Annotated in this window: 17 protein-coding genes; 4 read left to right on the top strand and 13 right to left on the bottom strand. The window is 60.3% G+C overall.

Going from position 1 to position 19925, the window contains the following annotated elements:
• Window positions 1–299: 299 nt before the first annotated feature.
• Together IVB50_RS33105 and IVB50_RS33100 are read left to right on the top strand one after the other, a co-directional pair.
• Window positions 300–1625 carry an FAD-binding oxidoreductase gene (locus IVB50_RS33105; RefSeq protein ID WP_247299260.1) on the top strand — a complete coding sequence of 442 codons (1326 nt, stop codon included), beginning with the start codon at window positions 300–302 and terminating at the stop codon, window positions 1623–1625.
• 115 nt (window positions 1626–1740) lie between these two features.
• Window positions 1741–2217: an Lrp/AsnC family transcriptional regulator gene (locus IVB50_RS33100; protein ID WP_018453188.1), complete on the top strand. Its 477-nt coding sequence runs from the start codon at window positions 1741–1743 to the stop codon at window positions 2215–2217.
• A gap of 93 nt (window positions 2218–2310) precedes the next feature.
• On the opposite strand, the gene IVB50_RS33095 is transcribed toward IVB50_RS33100, so the two are convergent.
• Entirely contained in the window at window positions 2311–3687 is a 1377-nt protein-coding gene (locus IVB50_RS33095; RefSeq protein WP_026232478.1) for an aspartate aminotransferase family protein, read from the bottom strand.
• Window positions 3688–4001: 314 nt separating this feature from the next.
• Here IVB50_RS33095 and IVB50_RS33090 point away from each other — a divergent pair, with 314 nt between their 5' ends.
• Window positions 4002–4691 (top strand): haloacid dehalogenase type II, encoded by a 690-nt coding sequence (locus tag IVB50_RS33090; protein ID WP_018453186.1) that lies wholly within the window; start codon window positions 4002–4004, stop codon window positions 4689–4691.
• A gap of 238 nt (window positions 4692–4929) precedes the next feature.
• Here the strand turns inward: IVB50_RS33090 and IVB50_RS33085 are convergent, their stop codons facing one another.
• The 3 genes from IVB50_RS33085 to IVB50_RS33075 all read right to left on the bottom strand — a co-directional run bounded on the left by IVB50_RS33085 (window position 4930) and on the right by IVB50_RS33075 (window position 7924).
• The gene (locus IVB50_RS33085) at window positions 4930–6387 is read right to left on the bottom strand and encodes an NAD-dependent succinate-semialdehyde dehydrogenase (protein WP_018453185.1); all 1458 of its coding nucleotides are present in this window, start codon (window positions 6385–6387) and stop codon (window positions 4930–4932) included.
• Between the two features lie 242 nt (window positions 6388–6629).
• Window positions 6630–6986 (bottom strand): cupin domain-containing protein, encoded by a 357-nt coding sequence (locus tag IVB50_RS33080; RefSeq protein WP_018453184.1) that lies wholly within the window; start codon window positions 6984–6986, stop codon window positions 6630–6632.
• Window positions 6987–7000: 14 nt separating this feature from the next.
• Window positions 7001–7924 carry a glyoxylate/hydroxypyruvate reductase A gene (locus tag IVB50_RS33075; protein WP_018453183.1) on the bottom strand — a complete coding sequence of 308 codons (924 nt, stop codon included), beginning with the start codon at window positions 7922–7924 and terminating at the stop codon, window positions 7001–7003.
• 271 nt (window positions 7925–8195) lie between these two features.
• On the opposite strand from IVB50_RS33075, the gene IVB50_RS33070 reads away from it, so the two are divergent.
• On the top strand, window positions 8196–9074 hold the full coding sequence (locus IVB50_RS33070; protein ID WP_018453181.1) for a GNAT family N-acetyltransferase: 879 nt from the start codon (window positions 8196–8198) through the stop codon (window positions 9072–9074).
• Between the two features lie 239 nt (window positions 9075–9313).
• On the opposite strand, the gene gabD is transcribed toward IVB50_RS33070, so the two are convergent.
• The 9 genes from gabD to acs all read right to left on the bottom strand — a co-directional run bounded on the left by gabD (window position 9314) and on the right by acs (window position 19905).
• Window positions 9314–10792 (bottom strand): NADP-dependent succinate-semialdehyde dehydrogenase, encoded by a 1479-nt coding sequence (gene gabD / locus IVB50_RS33065; RefSeq protein ID WP_018453180.1) that lies wholly within the window; start codon window positions 10790–10792, stop codon window positions 9314–9316.
• A 62-nt stretch (window positions 10793–10854) separates the two neighbouring features.
• Window positions 10855–11781 (bottom strand): alpha/beta hydrolase, encoded by a 927-nt coding sequence (locus tag IVB50_RS33060; RefSeq protein ID WP_085361111.1) that lies wholly within the window; start codon window positions 11779–11781, stop codon window positions 10855–10857.
• Window positions 11782–11785: 4 nt separating this feature from the next.
• The gene (locus IVB50_RS33055; RefSeq protein WP_247299258.1) at window positions 11786–13708 is read right to left on the bottom strand and encodes a CoA-transferase; all 1923 of its coding nucleotides are present in this window, start codon (window positions 13706–13708) and stop codon (window positions 11786–11788) included.
• Window positions 13708–14829 carry a class III poly(R)-hydroxyalkanoic acid synthase subunit PhaC gene (gene phaC, locus IVB50_RS33050; RefSeq protein ID WP_018453177.1) on the bottom strand — a complete coding sequence of 374 codons (1122 nt, stop codon included), beginning with the start codon at window positions 14827–14829 and terminating at the stop codon, window positions 13708–13710. Before phaC ends, IVB50_RS33055 begins: the two co-directional genes overlap by 1 nt.
• Complete coding sequence (locus IVB50_RS33045; RefSeq protein ID WP_039798611.1) at window positions 14826–15500, bottom strand: poly(R)-hydroxyalkanoic acid synthase subunit PhaE; 675 nt, start codon at window positions 15498–15500, stop codon at window positions 14826–14828. Before IVB50_RS33045 ends, phaC begins: the two co-directional genes overlap by 4 nt.
• 21 nt (window positions 15501–15521) lie before the next feature.
• Window positions 15522–16694 carry an iron-containing alcohol dehydrogenase gene (locus IVB50_RS33040; RefSeq protein WP_018453175.1) on the bottom strand — a complete coding sequence of 391 codons (1173 nt, stop codon included), beginning with the start codon at window positions 16692–16694 and terminating at the stop codon, window positions 15522–15524.
• Window positions 16691–17305, bottom strand: coding sequence for an adenylate kinase (locus IVB50_RS33035; protein WP_026232477.1), 615 nt, complete (start codon window positions 17303–17305; stop codon window positions 16691–16693). The genes IVB50_RS33040 and IVB50_RS33035 overlap by 4 nt, the downstream gene beginning before the upstream one ends.
• Before the next feature lie 21 nt (window positions 17306–17326).
• Complete coding sequence (gene ppa / locus IVB50_RS33030; RefSeq protein WP_018453173.1) at window positions 17327–17854, bottom strand: inorganic diphosphatase; 528 nt, start codon at window positions 17852–17854, stop codon at window positions 17327–17329.
• On the bottom strand, window positions 17851–19905 hold the full coding sequence (gene acs / locus IVB50_RS33025; RefSeq protein WP_240543312.1) for an acetate--CoA ligase: 2055 nt from the start codon (window positions 19903–19905) through the stop codon (window positions 17851–17853). The genes ppa and acs overlap by 4 nt, the downstream gene beginning before the upstream one ends.
• Between the last annotated feature and the right edge of the window lie 20 nt (window positions 19906–19925).

Genomic DNA, 19925 nt, shown 5'->3' with positions numbered 1-19925 from the left:
AACGCGCCGTATGGGCAGCAGGAAGTTCTGAAAACGAAGTGCCATCTGGCATTTCAGTCTGCGCCGCGACGAGAGAACTCTCAGGCGGCCTGCCTTGTGCACGGCACGGCTGCACGCGCTCAACGCCTGATGCCCTGGTGCTTTGGCGAATGAGGTGGGCGCGAGCAACGTGTTCTCGCAATAATAGCTTGAACAGTAGTCGGCAAACCGCAGAATATTCCGTCTAATCACAAATTCCCGCAGAGCACCTGCCGCGAATGCTCAGCTACGATAGGTCAAACGCCGGGAGTCCTCGCTTCATGAGTGCGCCGCTCATCCATATTGAATCAAGCCCGTCTCTGCCTCAAGAGGCTGACGTCGTCGTCATTGGCGGCGGCGTGGTGGGCGTGTTCACGGCTTACTATCTCGCCCGCCGCGGCGTTAAGGTCGCCTTGCTAGAGAAGGGGCGTGTCGCCGCCGAGCAGTCCAGTCGCAATTGGGGATGGTGCCGTCAACAGAATCGCGACGCACGCGAGCTACCGATCGCCACCAAGAGTCTCGATCTTTGGGAGAGAGTAGCACAGGAGACCGGGGAAGACACGGGCTTCCGCCGCTGCGGGCTTCTCTATCTGTCGAATGACGAGAATGAGCTGACCTGCTGGGCGAAATGGCGCGATTTTGCAAAGACGGTCGGCGTTACGACACACATGTTGAGCACGAACGAAGCTAGCGAGAGAGGCAAAGCGACGGGCCGCAAATGGAAAGGCGGCGTCTCCTCTCCAACCGACGGAACGGCAGACCCTTCGAAGGCTGTGCCCGTGGTCGCGCGTGCGATGATGACGGCGGGCGGCACGGTGCACCAGCACTGCGCCGCTCGCGGCATAGAGCTCCGTGCCGGCCGGGTGAACGGCGTAGTGACCGAAATGGGCACAATCCGGACCAACACGGTGGTCATGGCAGGAGGGGCCTGGGCCTCTTCGTTCTGCAACCAGCTCGGCATTCGCTTCCCACAGGCGTCCGTGCGCCAGTCCATTCTCGCCGTGGCTCCTGGCGCGGCGGGTCTGCCCGACGCCCTGCACACTGCAGTCGTGTCGCTCACGCGGCGTAGCAGCGGCGGGTACACGCTGGCGATAAGCGGGCGCGCGCGAGTCGATCCAACGCCGCAGCAATTCAGGTTCGCCCGCGAATTCGTGCCGATGTTTGCTCGCCGCTGGCGCAGTCTCGCCCCTGGAGCATTCGAGGGCATGCGCCAAGGTCATGAATCCTTGGCGAAGTGGGCGCTCGATGAGACGACCCCGATGGAGCTGAACCGGACACTTAATCCCCGTCCCGACATGCGGCAGATTCGGCTGACACATAAAAGAGCTTGCGAATTGCTGCCTGAACTCCGTCGCGTCGCAATCTCCAATGTCTGGGCCGGCTATATTGACAGCACACCGGATGGCGTTCCCGCCATCGGTGAGGTGGGGGCGATTCCGGGCTTTATCCTTGCGGCCGGGTTCAGCGGACACGGTTTCGGGATTGGTCCCGGCGCAGGGCACCTGATGGCGGACATCATTACTGGTACTGCACCGATCGTCGACCCGCGTCCATACAGGCCGGAGCGGCTGAAAACGGGTGCCTGGGGCAAGGTCGCCGAGTTCTGAAAAGCAATCTCTCCGCCCGGTGGGAAAGGATGCTGGTTGGTGCTATGACAGTGCGTATGACGCTGAAGCCTCAAAGCCTTGACGCCGCTATGGCTCCCATCTCATGGCATTGCCTATGAAGCTCGATAAGATCGACATCAGGATTTTATGCGAACTGCAGAAGAACGGGCGGACTTCCAACGTCGAGCTCGCAGAGCTGATAAACCTTTCCCCGAGCCCGTGCCTGATGCGCGTCAAGAGGCTCCAGACGGAGGGCTTCATCACCGGCTATTCCGCCCAGATCGACGTCTCCAAGCTCGGACAAACTCTGACTGTGTTCGCCGAGATCACGCTCAAAAATCATCGCCAGATCGATTTCGCGCGCTTTCTCACGACCATCGAAAAGATAGATTCGGTCGTCGAATGTCATCTGGTTTCGGGCGGATATGACTACCTGGTGAAGTTTATCACAGCGGGAATCAGCGAATATCAAGCGCTGATGGAACGTCTCGTCGAGATGGATATCGGAATCGACAAATACTTCAGTTTTGTCGTGCTGAAGTCCCCGATCGTGAAATCCCATCTGCCTCTCGAAAGCATATTCAATAGCTGAAGAACAATCCTCCACCCCGGGGAGCATGGGCAGATCGCCGGGCCGGCGCTACGGCTCAGGCTTTTTCTGGCCTCGGAATGACAGGCGCAGTGATTATCCTTTCATCGCCGCGCGGACGTCCCTGTCTTCGAGGGTTTGGTCGAGCGTCATGCGAGTTCGTTCGATGATGCCGTCGATGTCCGCATCCGTGCAGCAGAGCGGGGGCGCAAGACCCAGCACGCCCTGGGCAAAGGCGCGGATGACGAGACCGTTGTCCCATGCGCGGTCGAATATGCGGCGCGCGGCGTCAGCTTCCGCCGGCAGGGGCGTCTTGCGCTCCTTGTCCGTGACGAGCTCGATTGCGGCCAGCATGCCGCGACCACGGACATCGCCGACAAGTGGATGATCGGCAAGCGCGCGAAGGCCTTCCATCAGGCGGTGCCCCGCCTTTCGGCCGTTTGCCAACAAGCCATTTTCGTAAAGATCCAGGCACGCGAGCCCGACCGCTGCACTGACGGGATGCGCGGAATAGGTGTAGCCGTGGCCGACGGCCGTCTTGCCGGCTCCGTCCGCAATCGTGTTGTAGACGCGGTCGGACATGAAAACGGCTCCCATCGGCACATAGCCCGACGTCAGACCCTTTGCGGTGGTCATGAAATCCGGCACGACGTCGTCTTCTTCGCAGGCGAAAAATGGGCCGACACGACCAAAGCCAGTGATGACCTCATCGACTACGAACAAAATATCGTTCTCCTTGCAAACGGCGTGCATGGCTTTCAACCAAGATGGCGGTGGCACGAGGACACCCCCTGATCCCTGAATTGGCTCGACGTAAAAAGCCGCAATGCGATCTGCGCCAAGTTCGGCGATCTTGGCTCGCAGGGCCGCGACCGACGCAGCAATGATAGCCTGAGGATGGGAACCGACAGGATTACGATAGGTATAGTGCGACGGAATTTTGTGCTGCCAGCTATAAGGTACCCCAAAGCCCGCATGAAAGGCGGGGATCGCGGTCAAGCCGGACCCTGCCGTCGACGATCCGTGGTAGCCATGCTCGACGGAAATGAACTGATCCTTCTGCGGCGTACCCTTGGCATGATAATAGTACCGAATAAATCGGATTGTGCTGTCGACGGCATCGGAGCCACCTAGCGTGAAGTAAACATGGTTCAGATCGCCAGGCGCCAATTCGGCCAACCTGGCGGCCAGCCGGATGGCCGGATCGGAGCCCAACCCGAAATAGCCCGTCGCGTAAGGCAGCTCGCGCAACTGCTTCGTGGCAGCTTCAACGATGCTCTCTTGTCCGTACCCGACGTTGACACACCACAGACCAGCAAACCCGTCGAGCAATTGATGTCCCGATGCATCGGTCAGGGTCGCGCCCTTCGCTGATCTTAACACCCGCACACCCAAGGCCTCGTGACCGCGATAGGATGAGACCGGGTGAACCAGATGTGCGCGGTCCAGCTCGATCAGCGAATTGCTCAACATTTCGGCCTCCATATCAACCCGAAACGCAAAGTAGGATATCGACGACAGCAGTTCCTCCCAAGCTGCGCCTGAGCCAAAGGAGTTTTGACTTTCGTTTTTGATCGACGCCGCATCTTATACCGCGGCGGCGTCCGCCGCGTGGCGGTGCTGTTCAACTCGAAAGGTTGCTTGGCGCAACTCTCTGCCAAGGCTTCGAGCCGATACGACACAATCTGCTTCCGGCTCCAGCGAAAGCGGCGCTTTATCTTACGCGATGCTCATTATGATGCTTGTCGTTGGCACGCGGTGCCGAGAGGATTGGAGGATACCACGACATGACCGAGTTCCGACCGAAATATATCACTTTCGATTGCTACGGCACGCTGACGAATTTCGACATGGCCGGTGCGGCAAGGCGAGTCTACGGCTCCCAGCTTTCTGCCACGACGATGGCAAGTTTCATCAAGGATTTCGCCGCCTATCGCCTGGACGAAGTTCTTGGCGCGTGGAAGCCATACTTCGAGGTCGTGCATAATTCGGTAGAGCGCGCGTGCAAGCGCAACGGTGTCGTATTTCGGCCGGAGGATGCCCAGCGCATCAATGAAGAGATCCACACATGGGGTCCACACCCCGACGTCCCGGCGGGTCTGGCCAAAGTTGCCAGGGAGATTCCGCTGGTCATCCTGTCGAATTCCATGAAGAACCTCATCATGTCGAACGTCGAGAAGCTCGGCGCGCCCTTCCACACGGTCATCACGGCCGAGGAAACCGGCGCCTACAAGCCGCACATGAAAGGCTTTGAATACATGCTGGACAAGCTTGGCTGCGGTCCGGAAGATATCACCCACGTCTCATCCTCCTTCCGCTACGACCTGATGACAGCCTACGACCTGGGCATCAAGAGCAAGGTGTGGGTGAACCGCGGTCATGAGCCCGCGAATCCCTTCTATGAATACACTGAGGTCGCTGACATCGGCGGGCTCGCCGCCGCAGTCGGCTTGGAGCCCCTTCGAAGAAGTGCGTGAAGGCGTATCCTTTTCGGGCTCTTTCGCGGCACGTAGACCTTCGAAAATTTCAGTAGAGACTGTTGCGTGATGAATAAAGGGGGCGGTTCAACCGCTCCCTTTTTCTGTGTTCGAACTACTCATCCGACAGAATTGTGTTACTTCGCTGTCGAGGCATCATGGTGTTGTCGCGCGGATGCGGTCCGCCGCAAAATCGGAGAACCCTTCGATTCCTCTCCTGAAACCAGGAATCGCCCCCTTATTCCAATCCGCCGACATGAAGCGTTTTGATCTCAAGATATTCATCTATCCCGAGCTGGGATCCTTCGCGCCCCAGCCCGGACTGCTTTACACCGCCGAACGGCGCGACCTCGGTCGAGATCAGGCCGGTGTTCAGGCCCACCATGCCGAATTCCAGCGCCTCGGCAACGCGCCACGAGCGCTTGAGGTTTTCAGTGTAGAAGTAGGCGGCAAGGCCGAAGGGCGTGCCGTTCGCGATCGCGATCGCTTCGTCCTCCGTCTCGAAGCGGAAAAGCGGCGCGACTGGTCCGAACGTCTCTTCTGAGGCCAAGAGCATGTCAGTCGTTGCCTCACCGAGCACGACGGGGCGCGCATACTGCCGACCTTCCGGCATACGTTCGCTCTGCGAGATGATCTTCGCGCCTTTGTCCAGGGCGTCTGTGACGTGCCGCTTGATCTTTTCTATCGCCGCGCCATTGATCATTGGTCCGATTTCGACACCTTCTTCGGTGCCGGCACCGACCTTCATTTTTGCGACCCGGCTGGCGAGCCTTTTCGCAAAGGCATCGTAAACGCCGGATTGCACCAGAATGCGATTGGAGCAAACGCAGGTCTGTCCGCCATTACGAAACTTCGACGCAATCGCGCCCTCGACGGCCCGGTCAACATCGGCATCATCAAAGACGATGAACGGCGCGTTGCCGCCGAGCTCGAGGCTGAGCTTCTTGATGTTGGCGGCGGCGCCTTTCATCAGCAATGCGCCGACGCGAGTCGACCCGGTAAACGAGATCTTGCGGACAGTTTCATTGTCCATCAGTTCCTGGCCGATTTCCGCGGGCATGCCCGTCACGATATTAATCACGCCCGCCGGGATCCCTGCCCGCTGCGCAAGAACGCCGATCGCGAGCGCCGAAAATGGCGTAAATTCAGATGGCTTGATGACCACGGTGCAGCCCGCAGCAAGCGCAGGTGCCACCTTGCGCGTGATCATGGCGTTAGGAAAGTTCCAGGGGGTGATGATCCCGCAGACGCCTACCGGCTCTTTCAGCACCAGAATGCGGCGATCGGCAGTGGGTGAAGGGATGGTCGATCCGTTGATCCGGCGTGTCTCTTCCGCAAACCATTTTACGAAGGATGCCCCATAGCGGATTTCTCCGAGCGATTCAGCAAGCGGCTTACCCTGTTCCAGAGTCAGCAAGAGCGCCAGATCCTGCTCATGCTGCCGCATCAGCTCATACCAACGCTCCAAAAGTGCCGCGCGTTCTGCATGAGTAGTCTTCTTCCAAGCTTTGAACGCATCAGCCGCAGCGTTGATTGCAGCCGCAGTCTCGTTACGCCCCATATCGGGGATGGTACCAAGGACGTTCTGGCTGGCAGGATCAATGACATTGGCAGTGGCTTTCGCGCTCGCATCTCGCCAATTGCCGCCGATCAGCCCTTGCTGGCGAAACAGATCCTTGTCCTTCAATGCAATCATCTACATGTTCCTTTGCCTTCGGGCCCAACTCCGCCATTCCTGCTTGCCAACCGAGCAGGTCTGCACTACGAGAACGCTCTTGGATTTGCGACTGGCGAGCAAAGCCGGCTCATTTGAGCAATAAAGGCCGCACACCGCATTTTTTCATCGAGAATTGCCTGACGGCGCTGAAGCCGGTCAGGCGCGACTTTGAAAGTCGATTGTTCTGCCAAGCCAGATTTCGACCGCTCTGAGCATTGCGCTCAGTCATAAGCGCTGACGTAGATCTTTCGCACGGTCTCGATCGTGCGCCAGACGCCGACAAAGCCCGGTTTCATCACGAAGCTGTCGCCGCCGCGGTAAGTCCTGGTCTCACCACCCTTTTCCTCAATTTCGATGAGACCCGAGATGATGTGGCAGAACTCGTAAGTGGTGCCTTTGATGGAATGGGTCTCGCCGGGCGTTGCTTCCCAGACGCCGGTCAGCACCTTCTCGGCTTTGGAGGCGTCCTGCGCCCAGGTCTTGAAGGATGGATTGCCCGAAATGAGTCGTTCCGGAGCAGGCAAGGTGTTCTTTGGTGCGAAGTCCGGATTGGTATCGATAGTAATCAGAAGTGACATGGCATTATCCCTGGTTAATAGCCGAGTGTTCGATCGACAAGCCCGATCGGATTTTTTCCCGCGCGGTGGCGCCTGATGTTTTCTACGACGGATTGTGCCGCCGTATGCGGTTGCGTCACGGATGCGATGTGCGGCGTTATCATGACCTTCGGATGTGCCCAGAGCGCATGGCCTTCCGGCAGCGGCTCGGGGTCAGTGACATCGAGCATAGCTGCCGCGAGGCGGCCGCTGTCGAGCGCCTCGATGAGTGCGGCCTGATCGAGCTGCGGGCCGCGGCCGAGATGCAGCAGTCGCGCTCCCATCGGCAAAAGCGAGAAGAGTTTTGCGTTCAGGAGGCCGCGGGTTTGCTCCGTCAGGGGCAGAAGACAGACGAGAATATCCGTTCCTCTCAGGAAACTGCCTAGCCGATCGTCGCCATGAAAGCAGGTGACGCCCTCGACTACCTTTTTGCTGCGGCTCCATGCGGCAAGGGAAAATCCAAAGGGCTTGAGGCGATCGATTGCCGCTTGCGCCAGCATCCCAACGCCCAGGAAACCCACGCGGCGTTCGGTCGCCTGTGGAGTGACAATATCTTGCCACTCGCCCCTTCTCTGCTGCTCCCGATATGCGAGCATCTCGCGATGGAGCGCCAGCACGCCAAGCACGACGTATTCCTGCATCATGCGTATGATGCCATCCTCGACCATACGCACCAGCATCACATGATCGGGTATGATCTCGGGCACGAACTGGTCGACTCCGGCACCGATCGAAAAGAGCACCTCCAAATTGCGATAACGCGAGACGTCGTCCGGCACGTTCCAGGTCAGCAGATACCGCACCTTTTCCGGGTCGATGCTTTTCCTACCCTGGTAGAATTCAAGATCGGGGAGCTCGCGCGCAAATATCTGGCGGAAAATTGCGCCCCGAGCGGCATCGGAATTGAAAAGAAACCCCATCTAGGGACCCTTCGTGTCACGCGGCGAGATGCTCGATGACTTGTTGGCGCGCAGCGAGCTCGCCGGGCATCTACAGCCTAGCGGCAAGCAGAAGCTTTCTCTGCCGAATATCGGTGCGCTATATGCCGAACATTTCGAACACTTGCACCAAAACAGGTGAAACCTGCTGGCTTTCCGTGCAATGCTGCGGCAAACACGTCTGCTGTCGCAACTGGGCAGCTAAAGCACGACAAGCCATAGACGTTGGCATTCCGCGAAGGAATGAACTGAGATGGGACGATCCGTACGCCTGAAGTCCTTCGAATTGGTCGCGCGCGACATTCGAGACGTTGATGTGAAGCTGCTCCACGCGCTCTCGATTGCCGTCGGCTGGCCGCATCGGCCAAAGGACTGGGATTTCCTGCGCCGCGCCGGTCAGGGCATCGTCGCTGTTGACGGCATCGGGCGCGTTTTCGGAAGTGCGATGTGGTTCCCCCACGGACACGAATTCGCCACCATCGGCCTGGTACTCACATCGCCGCGCACCCAAGCACAAGGTACCGGCCGATGGCTGATGGAACAGGTGTTCGAACGGTGCGAGGATCGGAGTCTTGCCCTGAACTCGACCGATGCTGCCTATCATCTTTATCTGTCGCTGGGCTTCACCAAGGAAGCGGTCGTGTATCAGTGGCAGGGAGAGATCGTATCACCCCTTCCACCGACATCAGTTCTGGATGGCGAATTGAGGTCGGCGTCAGCCGAAACTCTCAATGAGATTGCGGCGCTGGATGAGCGCGCATTCGGCACGAGCCGCCGGGAGCTGCTTGCTCTGCTTTCGGAAGGTGCGTCAATCTGTGTACTGCGCCGCGACGGCAAGACCGTCGGCTACTCCATGAAGCGCGAATTCGGGCGTGGTCACGTGATCGGTCCCATTGTCGCCAGCAATGATTATGACGCGATCCATCTCACGGCCGTGCATCTTAAGGATCTCACCGGCCGTTTCGCCCGCGTCGATACCCGGGAGCAAACGGGCCTGTTTGCTGACTATCTTCAGCAGAGCCGCCTCGCGATCAGCGAGACGGTCACAACCATGTCCAAGGGGCGGCGATTCCTCAACCGAAAGGAAAACGAGCCGTGGGTCTACGGATTGGCCGCTCACGCGTTGAGCTGAGCTGTGAAGCGAATTGTTAGTGGCGCCTGTCCCACGAATATAAATGATAACGACCACTTATTCGGCAACTTCGATTCCGGAGTGTCAGAAAAATTTTCGCGGCGAATTTCGATATTCCGAGCAACAAAACTAAACCGCTGAATGTTGCGACTATTCCCTACGTGGCCGCTCCCTCCCCATTCAAGCTACGGCCCGAAACGGTTTCCGCCCATGCGTTGTTCCGCGATGCCGGCAGCCGCTCAAGTGGCCGAACTCTGGATGATACCCATGCAGAGGTATTTGATTTCCAGATAGTCCTCGATGCCGTATTTCGAACCCTCACGGCCGTTGCCGCTCTCCTTGACGCCGCCGAACGGTGCAACCTCGGTCGAGATCAGGCCTTCGTTGATACCGACGATGCCGTACTCGAGCGCTTCGGCAACGCGCCAGACCCGTCCGATATCGCGGCCGTAGAAATAGGCCGCAAGTCCGAACTCGGTATCGTTCGCAAGGCGGATCGCTTCCTCTTCAGTCTTGAAGCGGAATACGGGCGCGACCGGGCCAAAAGTTTCCTCCCGGAAGATCAACATGTCCGGCGTGGCGTCCGCCAATACCGTCGGTTCAAAGAACGTGCGGCCAAGCGCATGGCGCTTCCCACCGATGGCGACGCGCGCTCCCTTGGAAACCGCATCGGAAACATGCTCTTCGACTTTCTCCACGGCGGCGATGTCGATCAGCGGACCAATCGCGACGCCGGGCTCGAACCCGTCACCGATCTTGAACGCACTAACCGCCTCAGCCAGACGCGAGACAAACAAATCGTAGATCTTGTCCTGCGCAAGGAAGCGATTGACGCAAACACAGGTCTGGCCGGCATTGCGGTATTTCGAAGCCATCGCGCCCTTGACCGCGGCATCGATGTCCGCATCGTCGAAGACGATGAACGGCGCGTTGCCGCCGAGCTCCATCGATGTCCGCTTCACCGTCGACGCGCTCTGCGCCATCAGCTTCTTGCCGATTTCGGTCGAACCCGTGAATGTCACCTTGCGTACGATCGGATTGGAGGTCATTTCGCCGCCGATCGCCGACGCCGAACCTGTGATGACGGACAGCACACCTTGAGGGACGCCTGCCCGCTCCGCCAGCAGCGCAAGCGCCAGCGCGGACAGTGGTGTCTGGCTTGCCGGCTTGACGACCATGGTGCAACCCGCCGCCAGGGCCGGGCCCGCCTTGCGCGTGATCATCGCGGCCGGAAAATTCCACGGGGTGATTGCGGCACAAACGCCGATCGGCTGCTTTAGCACGATGATGCGTCGGTCGGCCGTGAACCCCGGGATCGTATCGCCATAGACGCGTTTTGCTTCCTCGCCGAACCACTCGACGAAGCTTGCGGCATAGGCGATCTCGCCCTTGGCTTCAGCAAGCGGCTTGCCCTGCTCCGCCGTCATGATCGCACCGAGATCGTCCTGGTTCGCCATCATCAGATCGAACCAGCGTCGCAGGATCACGGCGCGCTCTTTCGCGGTACGGGCTCGCCACGCCGGTAGCGCAGCGTTGGCGAATTCGATCGCCCGCCGGGTCTCGGCCATCCCCATGTTGGGGACATGTCCGACCACGGCGCCGGTCGAGGGATTATCGACCGTGATGGTGGCGCCGTTATCGGCGGCTACCCACGCACCTGCCACCGGACAGGCATCGCGCAACAGGGTCGGATCTTTGAGCGTGAGTTTCGAAGCCATGATGAAGACAGCCAGGTTGGAATTAACACGTTATAATGCAGTTCGGCATGAAGCATTCAGCGCTAAGTGGAGTCGTGGCCGCTCAGAAACTGCGTCACGACCTCGATCTGTTCGTCAGCGATCAGGGCCGGCGCATGCCCGCAGTCCGCGACGGTGTGAACGCGGACATTGCGATTGCGCCGCATCATGTCCTTGAGGACGCCTTCGGAAAGCAAATCCGATTGCTGCCCGCGTATGACCAGAATGGGGACATCGATCGCATCCCAGTATTTCCAGAGATCGACGCTGTAGTGCCAAGGGTTTCGAAAGGCCTGAGCGATGTTCGCATCGCACAGCGGCTTGAAGCAGCGCCCCTCCACGCTCCAGGCCACGCTATGCGTTGTCAGATGCCGCCAGTGCACATCCTCCAATCGCCCGAAAGGCGCCAGAACCCGCCGGTAGTAGCCTTCGGCCTGTTCGATCGTCTCAAACGATTTGGGCGCCTCGTTGAGATTGGCACCGAGACGAAGCAATCCGGTCCAGGGCAGATAGGGTCCGATGTCGTTGATGACGATGCGACGGATCGGACTGCCCGGAAGGGCAGCCAGCACCATCCCGATCAAGCCGCCCAGCGACGTTCCAACCCAATCGATCTCCGTTGCACCAAGAGCTGCCATCAACACGGTCATGTCGCTGCAATATTGCGGCAAGGCATAGTCGCTGCTGTCGTGCAGCCGTTCGCTTTGTCCGCGGCCCGGCAAGTCCGGGCAGACGACCTGCCGCCCTGCCATTGCGAGAACTGCGGCGAGGTGATCGAAGTCCCGGCCGTTTCTGGTCAAGCCATGGACGCAGAGCACCGGCCGCACCGCGGGCGCGGGCCCCCAATCCGTGAATGCGATACGATGGAAGCTGCGCCGGGTCAGCCCGCGCACCGATCCGGTGCGGTCGGGCGCCCTCTGCCGTCCTTCAGGCCAGTCCGTGGGGCGCAACTCGGTGGATTTCAGCCCCATCGGTCTATTCGACAAACCGGTGGGCGTCGGCCGAGGTTTCGAAGATATGCGGCGCGACGTCGCGGCGGGCCAGCGCGTCGCCGAGCTTCAGGCGCATGAATGCGCTGGTGGTGTAGCGCGAGGCATGATCGTAGCAGGTCCGCTCGACCTCGGCGGCCATTGAAAACCATTTCTCCGTCATGTCGGGAGCGATGTAAGACGAATCGTAGTTGACGACTGCGGAAAACCGGCGTCCGACACGATGGAAGAGTTCGAGGATCGACGCCCGGATTACCTCGACGTCGGCATCTCTATGGACCCGATAGCCGTCAAGTCCGAGAAAAAGCGTGTTGCGATCGGCATCGTACGACAGCCGCTCCGCCAGCGGCCGATTGAGCAGCCGGTCGTCGAGCTGCATCAGGGCCTCGCTGAACAGCGAAACATCCATGGATTTCGGCGCGCGGATGATGGGCCGAAAGCCCATGAGCGCGAGAATGTCGCGCTCCATATCGACACCCGGCGCGATCTCGATCAGTTCGAGACCCTCGGGAGTGAGGCGGAACACGCATCGCTCCGTCACATAGAGAACGGGCTGCCTGTTGGTTGCGGCAAGCTGGCCCGAAAACGTGATCTGATCCACCTTGTCGATGAATTTCGAGGACTTGCCTTCGCTGAGGATCTTGAGCTGACCATCCACGACCGACGTCTTGAGCCCACCGGTGGTGAAGGTGCCTGCGAAGATCAGCCGGCGCGCATTCTGGGATATGTTGATGAAGCCGCCGGCGCCGGCCAGACGGCCATTGAACAGGCTGACGTTGACGTCGCCGCGGCCATTGACCTGAGCCATGCCGAGACAGGCCAGATCGAGCCCGCCGCCGTCGTAGAAATCGAACATCTGGTTCTGGTCGATGATCGATTCTGCATTGATCGAAGCACCGAAATCGAGACCGCCTTGCGGAATACCGCCGATGATGCCGGGCTCGGCAGTCAGCGTCACAAAGTCGAACAGCTTTTCTTCGGCGGCAACCGAGGCGACTCCCTCCGGCATGCCGATGCCGAGATTGACCACGCCGCCCATCGGCAATTCCAGGGCGCAGCGGCGCGCAATGATCTTGCGGTTATCCAGCGCCATCGGAACATTGCGATCGGCCGGCGCGCGCAATTCGCCCGAAAATGCTCCGTTGTAACCCGTGGCATAGGTCTGGACATGGTTTTCGGGCTGCGCAACGACGACGCAGTCGATCAAGACGCTCGGAATTTTGACGTGACGCGGATTGAGCGAGCCGGAGGCGGCGATGCGCTCCACCTGCGCGATGACGAATCCCTTGCAGTTCTTGGCGGCCGTTGCCAGCGCCAGATTGTCGAGGGTCAACGCCTCTTTTTCCATCGAGATGTTGCCGTTGTGGTCGGCGGTGGTACCTCTGATGATCGCAACGTTGATGGGAAATGCCTTGTAGAACAGCCATTGTTCGCCGTCGATTTCGATCATCCGCACCAGCTCTTCGGTGGTGCGCGCATTCAGCTTTCCGCCACCATTGGCCGGATCGACGAAGGTGCCGAGCCCGACCTTGGAGAGAAGCCCGGCCTTGCGCCCCGCAATTTCACGAAACAGATGCGATACGCATCCGAGCGGCAAGTTATAGGCCTCGACGTGATTGTCGACCGCCATCCGGGCGAGCTTCGGAACCAGGCCGAAATGTCCGCCGACCAGGCGTTTGATCAGGCCGGGATGCGCCAGGCGGTTGAGGCCGCGATCGGCGCCGTCTCCCGGCGCCGCCGCGAACACCAGCGAAAGGTCCCGCGGCTCTCCGGTCTGCACGAAACGCCGCTCCAGCGCCTTGATGATTTCATCGGGCGTTCCCACGCCGACGAAGCCGGACGAGGCGACGGTGTCACCGGAACGGATGATGGCAACCGCCTCGGCGGCGTCGACGATCTTGTTGCGCATCAGGCTTCACTTCCGGGATTGGCGTCGCGGGCGACCAGCCAGTCGGCAATGCTCTGGCTCAGCTTGCCCTGCGATTTGCTGGAGACGAACAGGCCGACATGGCCGCCGGGCAGCGGAATTTCGGTGTAATCCGTGCTGCCTATCTTCGCTCCGAGCGCGCGCGAGCAGTCCGGCGGAATGATATGGTCATCCAACGCAAAAACATTCAGCACGGGAGCCGTGATAGACTTCAGATCGACCCGACGGCCGGACAGTTCAAAGCTGCCATCGACCAGGCGGTTCTCCTGGTAGAGATCCTTCAGCCACTGCTTCGCCGCTCCGCCAGGATGATGCGGACGGTCCGCGAGCCACTTTTCCATGCGGAGGAAATTCATGAACTTGGCCTCGTCATCGACGACGTCGATGAGATCGACATTGTATTTCGTCAGTGAGCGCATCGGCGTCATCATCGAGAACACCGAGCTCATGAACTCGCCCGGCAGCACGCCGTAAGTATCGACCAGCTTGTCGATGTCATCAGGATCGAGGCTGCGGGTCCAAAGGTTGAGGAAGCCGTGGTGCGCGGCCTTGTCCTTGACATCGGCATGGAAGTCGATTGGGGTAATGGTGATGACGAGATTTTTGACCTTTTCCGGATGCAGAGCGGTGTAGCACGTCGTAAAGACGCCGCCTTCGCAGATGCCGAGCAGCGTGATCTTGTCATGGCCGGTTTCCTGCGCGATGCGGTCGACTGCGGCATCGATGTAGTCATCGACGTAATCATCAATTTTCAGCCATCGCTCGGTTCGGCCCGGCTGGCCCCAGTCGATCAGCCAGAGATCGAGCCCTTTTGAGAGAAGGCTGCGCACCAGCGAGCGGTCAGGCTGTAAATCAGCCATGGTATACCGCCCGATCAGGCCGTAGGCCAAAAGGACGGGCGTCTTCGCCGTCGCTTCCGCCATCGGCTCATAATGGAACAGCTCGACCTTGTCGCGGCGCATCATGAGATGCTTCGGTGTCGTGCCGATGGCGACGTCTTCATCCCGCGTATTGGCGATCAACTGTGTCGCCTTGAACATCTTCTCGGCGTTGGCCGCCATGTCCCGGGCGAAGCGCGAGGTTTGGTTCTCCTGATCGCTCATCGTGCGGCTTCGCTCTTCTGGTCGCGGATCTGGCGGGCGAGCGTACGGACTTCTCGGCGGAGTTCGGTCAATTGCTGCGTCACGTCGTCGAAATCCTTGCGGGTCGGCAGCCCCAACATGGCTGACGCGGCCTCAGCGACATCATCCTGCCGGCTCCGTAACTTCAATCCCGCCTGCAGCAGTTCCTTCTGAGCTTGCAAGAAGCCGTCGGTGCGCTGATTCCGGATCAGTTCCTCGTTGGAGATTTCGCTCCATTTGGCGAACGCCTCGCGCCACTCCGGATGCGGGGAGCCATCGCTACCGGTGGCGGACATCGTCTCGTAAAACCGCTTCGACGCTTCAGGCCATGGAGCGGCAGCAACCGCATTGTAGCTCGCAAGCCGCTGGCGCATCTCGATCCAGGCCCCAAAGGCCAACGCCATTTTCCGGTCGATGTCCCAGACGTCGGCCAGCCGCGGCCCCTGCGCCATCCGCTCGATCGCTGCCGACAGTTCGTTGCCGTCGCCAAAACCACCCGGCTTTTCCGACAGACGCGCCAGCATGAACGGTGCCATCGACCCCGACCACGCCTCGACCATGCGGTTCGAGGATTCGGCCATCGTCTGCCACAGCTTCGCCCATTCGAGGCCGGGATCGGAATCAGCGGAAGCCGATTTGTCGTTCTCGCTCATGCTGCTCACTCTTTGTGCCGCTCAGGCCGCCGCGCGGTTGCCGAACGCCTCGGTGTAGATCGCCAGCGCATCGTCGAAGCTCAATTCCCGCGGATTGTTCACGAGAAGCCGCGTCTGCTTCATCGCATCCTCGGCGAGCTTCTTCAGGTCGCCCCTCGCAATGCCGACATCGGCCAGCGAGGCCGGCACGTTGCAATCCCGGCAGATCGCCGCGATCGCATCGACGAACAGCCGTGCCCGCTGGCTGACGCTCATTCCTTCCGATTTGGGATCGACGATCGGCGCCAGTTCGGCGTAGAGGCCTTCCGCCTCCGGCAAATTGAACCGCAGCACCTGGGTCAGCACCAAGGCATTCGACAGGCCATGCGGCACGTGGAACAGCGCGCCGATCGGATAGGCCAGCGCGTGCACGGCGGCGACCGGGGAATTGGCGAACGCCATGCCGGCCAGCATCGAACCCAGCAGCATTTGCGACCGCGCTTCGAGATTAGATCCGTCCGCACAGACCGTCCGGACATTCGCCGACAGCAGGGCGAGAGCCTGCCGTGCCAACTGGTCCGACATCGGATTCTTCCGGTGCTTGCTGGTATAGGCTTCGATCGCATGGACCATGGCGTCGATGCCGGTCGCCGCGGTGACATGCGGCGGCAGGCCGAGCGTCAGCTCCGGATCGAGGATCGCCCAGTCCGGGAGCAGGCGGGGCGCAACGACGCCCTTTTTCTCGGTCGTCGGCGTGGTGACGATCGCAATCGGGGTCACCTCCGAGCCCGTTCCGGCCGTTGTCGGCACCAGCAGCAGCGGAAGGCGTTCGCCCTTGGCAAGGCCGACGCCGTAGATATCTTCGAGGCGATCAGGCGTTTTGGCCAGATAGGCCACCAACTTCGCGGTATCGAGCGCGCTGCCGCCGCCGATTGAGGCAACCAGCTCGATGTCCTTGTCACGACACAGTGCGACCGCCCGCTCGATGATATGCGACGGCGGATCCGCCTCCACATCTTCGAATATCGTCAGTTCGCAGCCGCCCGCAACCAGGCCAGCCTCGGCGTTTCTGGTCAGGCCTGCATTGCGTACGCCCTTATCCGTGACCAGCAGAACACGTTTTGCCCCGTATCCAGCGACCAACTCCGCCAGCTTTTTCGATGCGCCTGCCTCGAACAGGATGTTGGGGGGTGCCTGGAAGGTAAACGCTTTCATCTGACATCACTCCTGATCTGATCGGACGTTACTGCCGCAAGCGCCGCGGCGAGCTGTTCGGTCACGGCGTCAATCGGCTGCAAACCGTCGACGACGTTGAGCAGTCCCTGCGACCGGTAGTATTCCGTGACCGGCGCGGTTTGCTCGCGATAAACGCCGAGCCGGGTCTTGAAGACCTCGGGATTATCGTCGCGGCGCACCGGCTCGCCTCGGCTTGCCGCATCGTCGGCGCGCCCTTTGATGCGGTCGAGCAGCGCATCTTCGTCGACCTCGAGCTCAAGCACCGCATCGAGCTTGATGCCCCGGGTGGCGAGTTCCTGATCGAGCGCTTCGGCCTGCGCGACCGTGCGCGGGAAGCCGTCAAGGATAAAGCCGCTTACCGCATCGGAATGGTCGATACGATTAGCGATCACCGATACCACGACGTCGTCGGGCACAAGTTCACCCCGATCCATGATGTGCTTGACGCGCAATCCCGCAGCCGTGCCTTCCGCAACCGCCTGGCGCAGCATGTCGCCGGTCGACAATTGCGGGATCGCAAATCGAGTGACGATCCTCGTCGCCTGCGTGCCCTTACCTGCGCCTGGCGGCCCCAACAGAACCAGTCTCATATCATTGCCCATATCTCGGTTTCAGCTCTTTGCCCGCGCGATGGCCTCGACGATCAGCCGGCGCGCTTCGGCACTGTCGCCCCATCCGATCACCTTCACCCACTTCCCCGGCTCCAGATCCTTGTAGTGTTCAAAGAAGTGCTGGATCTGCTCGATCGCGATCTGCGGCATGTCGGCGATCCCGTTGACGTGTGCGTAGCGCATCGTCAGTTTCGGCATCGGCACGGCGATGATCTTCTCGTCGCCGCCGCCCTCGTCATCCATCTTGAGCACGCCGATCGGCCGCACATTGATTATGGCGCCAGGAGCGATCGGCCGCGAATTGGCCACGAGCACGTCGATCGGATCCCCATCGTCCGAAAGCGTGTGCGGAACGAAGCCGTAATTTCCGGGATAGCGCATCGGCGTATACAGGAAGCGGTCGACGAACAGCGCGCCCGCCGCCTTGTTCATTTCGTATTTGATCGGTTCACCGCCGATCGGAACCTCGATGATGACATTGACGTCCTCCGGGGGATTGTCGCCGATCGAAATCGCGTCGATATTCATTTCCGCGCCGCCTTTTGGCTATGGCGGTTTTTGATGAGATCATCGACCACCGCCGGATCCGCCAGGGTTGAGGTGTCCCCGAGCGCGCCGACTTCGTCCTCGGCGATTTTGCGCAGAATACGACGCATGATCTTTCCAGAGCGGGTCTTGGGCAGGCCCGGCGCAAACTGAATGACATCGGGTGCGGCGATCGGTCCGATCTCCTTGCGGACCCAGGCCACTAGTTCCTTGCGCAACTCTCCGGAGGGCTCCGCATCCGACATCAAGGTGACGTAGGCGTAGATGCCCTGCCCCTTGATGTCGTGCGGAAAACCGACAACAGCGGCTTCGGAAACCTTCTGATGTGCGACGAGCGCGCTTTCGACTTCGGCTGTCCCCATGCGATGACCGGATACGTTGATGACGTCGTCGACGCGGCCGGTGATCCAGTAGTAGCCGTCGGCGTCGCGCCGGCAGCCATCGCCGGTGAAATACTTGCCCGGATAGGTCGCGAAGTAGGTCTGCATGAAGCGCTCGTGGTCGCCGTAGACCGTGCGCATCTGGCCTGGCCAGGAATCGGCAATGACGAGATTGCCTTCGCATGCGCCGGTCAGCACGGCACCACTTGCGTCCACCACTTCCGGCATCACTCCGAAAAACGGCAGGGTTGCCGAACCGGGCTTCAAAGCCGTCGCGCCGGGAAGCGGCGAGATCAAGATGCCGCCTGTCTCGGTCTGCCACCAGGTATCGACGATCGGACAACGTCCATCGCCGACCACGCGGTGATACCAATCCCACGCTTCCGGATTGATCGGCTCGCCCACCGAGCCGAGCAAGCGCAGCGACGCACGGCTGGTCTGTTTGACCGGCTCTTCCCCCGCACCCATCAACGAACGGATCGCGGTCGGCGCGGTGTAGAAGATGTTGACCTTGTGTTTGTCGACGACCTGCCAAAAGCGCGATGTTGAGGGATAGTTCGGGATCCCCTCGAACATCAGCGTGGTCGCGCCGTTGGCCAGCGGCCCATAGACGATGTAGCTGTGGCCGGTGACCCAGCCGACATCGGCGGTGCACCAGTAGATGTCGCCGTCGTGATAGTCGAACACATACTGGTGCGTCATCGACGCAAAAACGAGATAGCCACCCGTGCTGTGAACGACGCCCTTTGGAGCACCGGTTGAACCCGACGTGTAAAGAAGGAATAGCGGATCCTCCGCGTTCATTTCGACCGGCGCGCAGTCGGCCGAGGCCTTTGCCACCTCGTCCGCGTACCAGACGTCGCGGCCGTCGACCCAGTCGATGCCACCGCCGGTGCGCTTGACCACGATCATCGTCTTCACGATGCCGGCCACCTTCTTCAGCGCATCGTCGGCATTGACCTTCAGCGGTACCTTGCGCCCGCCGCGCAGCCCCTCATCGGCGGTGACCAGGACTTTGGACTGGCAGCCCTCGATACGTCCGGCCAGGGCATCCGGCGAGAACCCGCCGAACACGATGGAATGGACCGCCCCGATTCGCGCGCAGGCGAGCATGGCATAGGCGGCTTCCGGAATCATGGGCAGGTAGATCGTGACGGTGTCGCCTTTCTTCACACCGTGACTTTTCAGGACATTCGCGAAACGACAGACCTGATCGTGCAACTCCGCGTAGGTGATGTGCCTGGATTCGGCGGGATCGTCGCCCTCCCAGATGATCGCGACCTGACCGGCACGCCGGGCAAGATGCCGGTCGATGCAGTTCATCGCCACATTCGTGGTGCCGTCCTCGAACCACTTGATCGAGACCTTGCCGGGCGCAAAGGAGGTATTCTTCACCTTCGTGAACGGCTTGATCCAGTCGATCCGCTTGCCATGCTCCGCCCAGAAAGCATCCGGCGTCGACACCGACGAAGCATACATGCTGCTGTATTTCGCAGCGTCAGCATGAGCCCGCCGTGCCCAGCCGGCCGGCACGTCATGGATCAGCGTATCTGACTTTTCCGTGCCCACCTTGGAGCCTCCCCGACGCACTGCGATGCGATTGTCTTGATCGGATGATGCATCGTCCGCGCTCGGAACGCGTGCAGGCAACATCCTGTGATCAGCGATTTGAT

It is taken from the genome of Bradyrhizobium sp. 87 (assembly GCF_023073015.1).
Taxonomy (GTDB): Bacteria; Pseudomonadota; Alphaproteobacteria; order Rhizobiales; family Xanthobacteraceae; genus Bradyrhizobium; species Bradyrhizobium canariense_D.
Note: the sequence above shows the minus strand (reverse complement) of the source record. Positions and strands in the feature narration are given on the sequence as shown.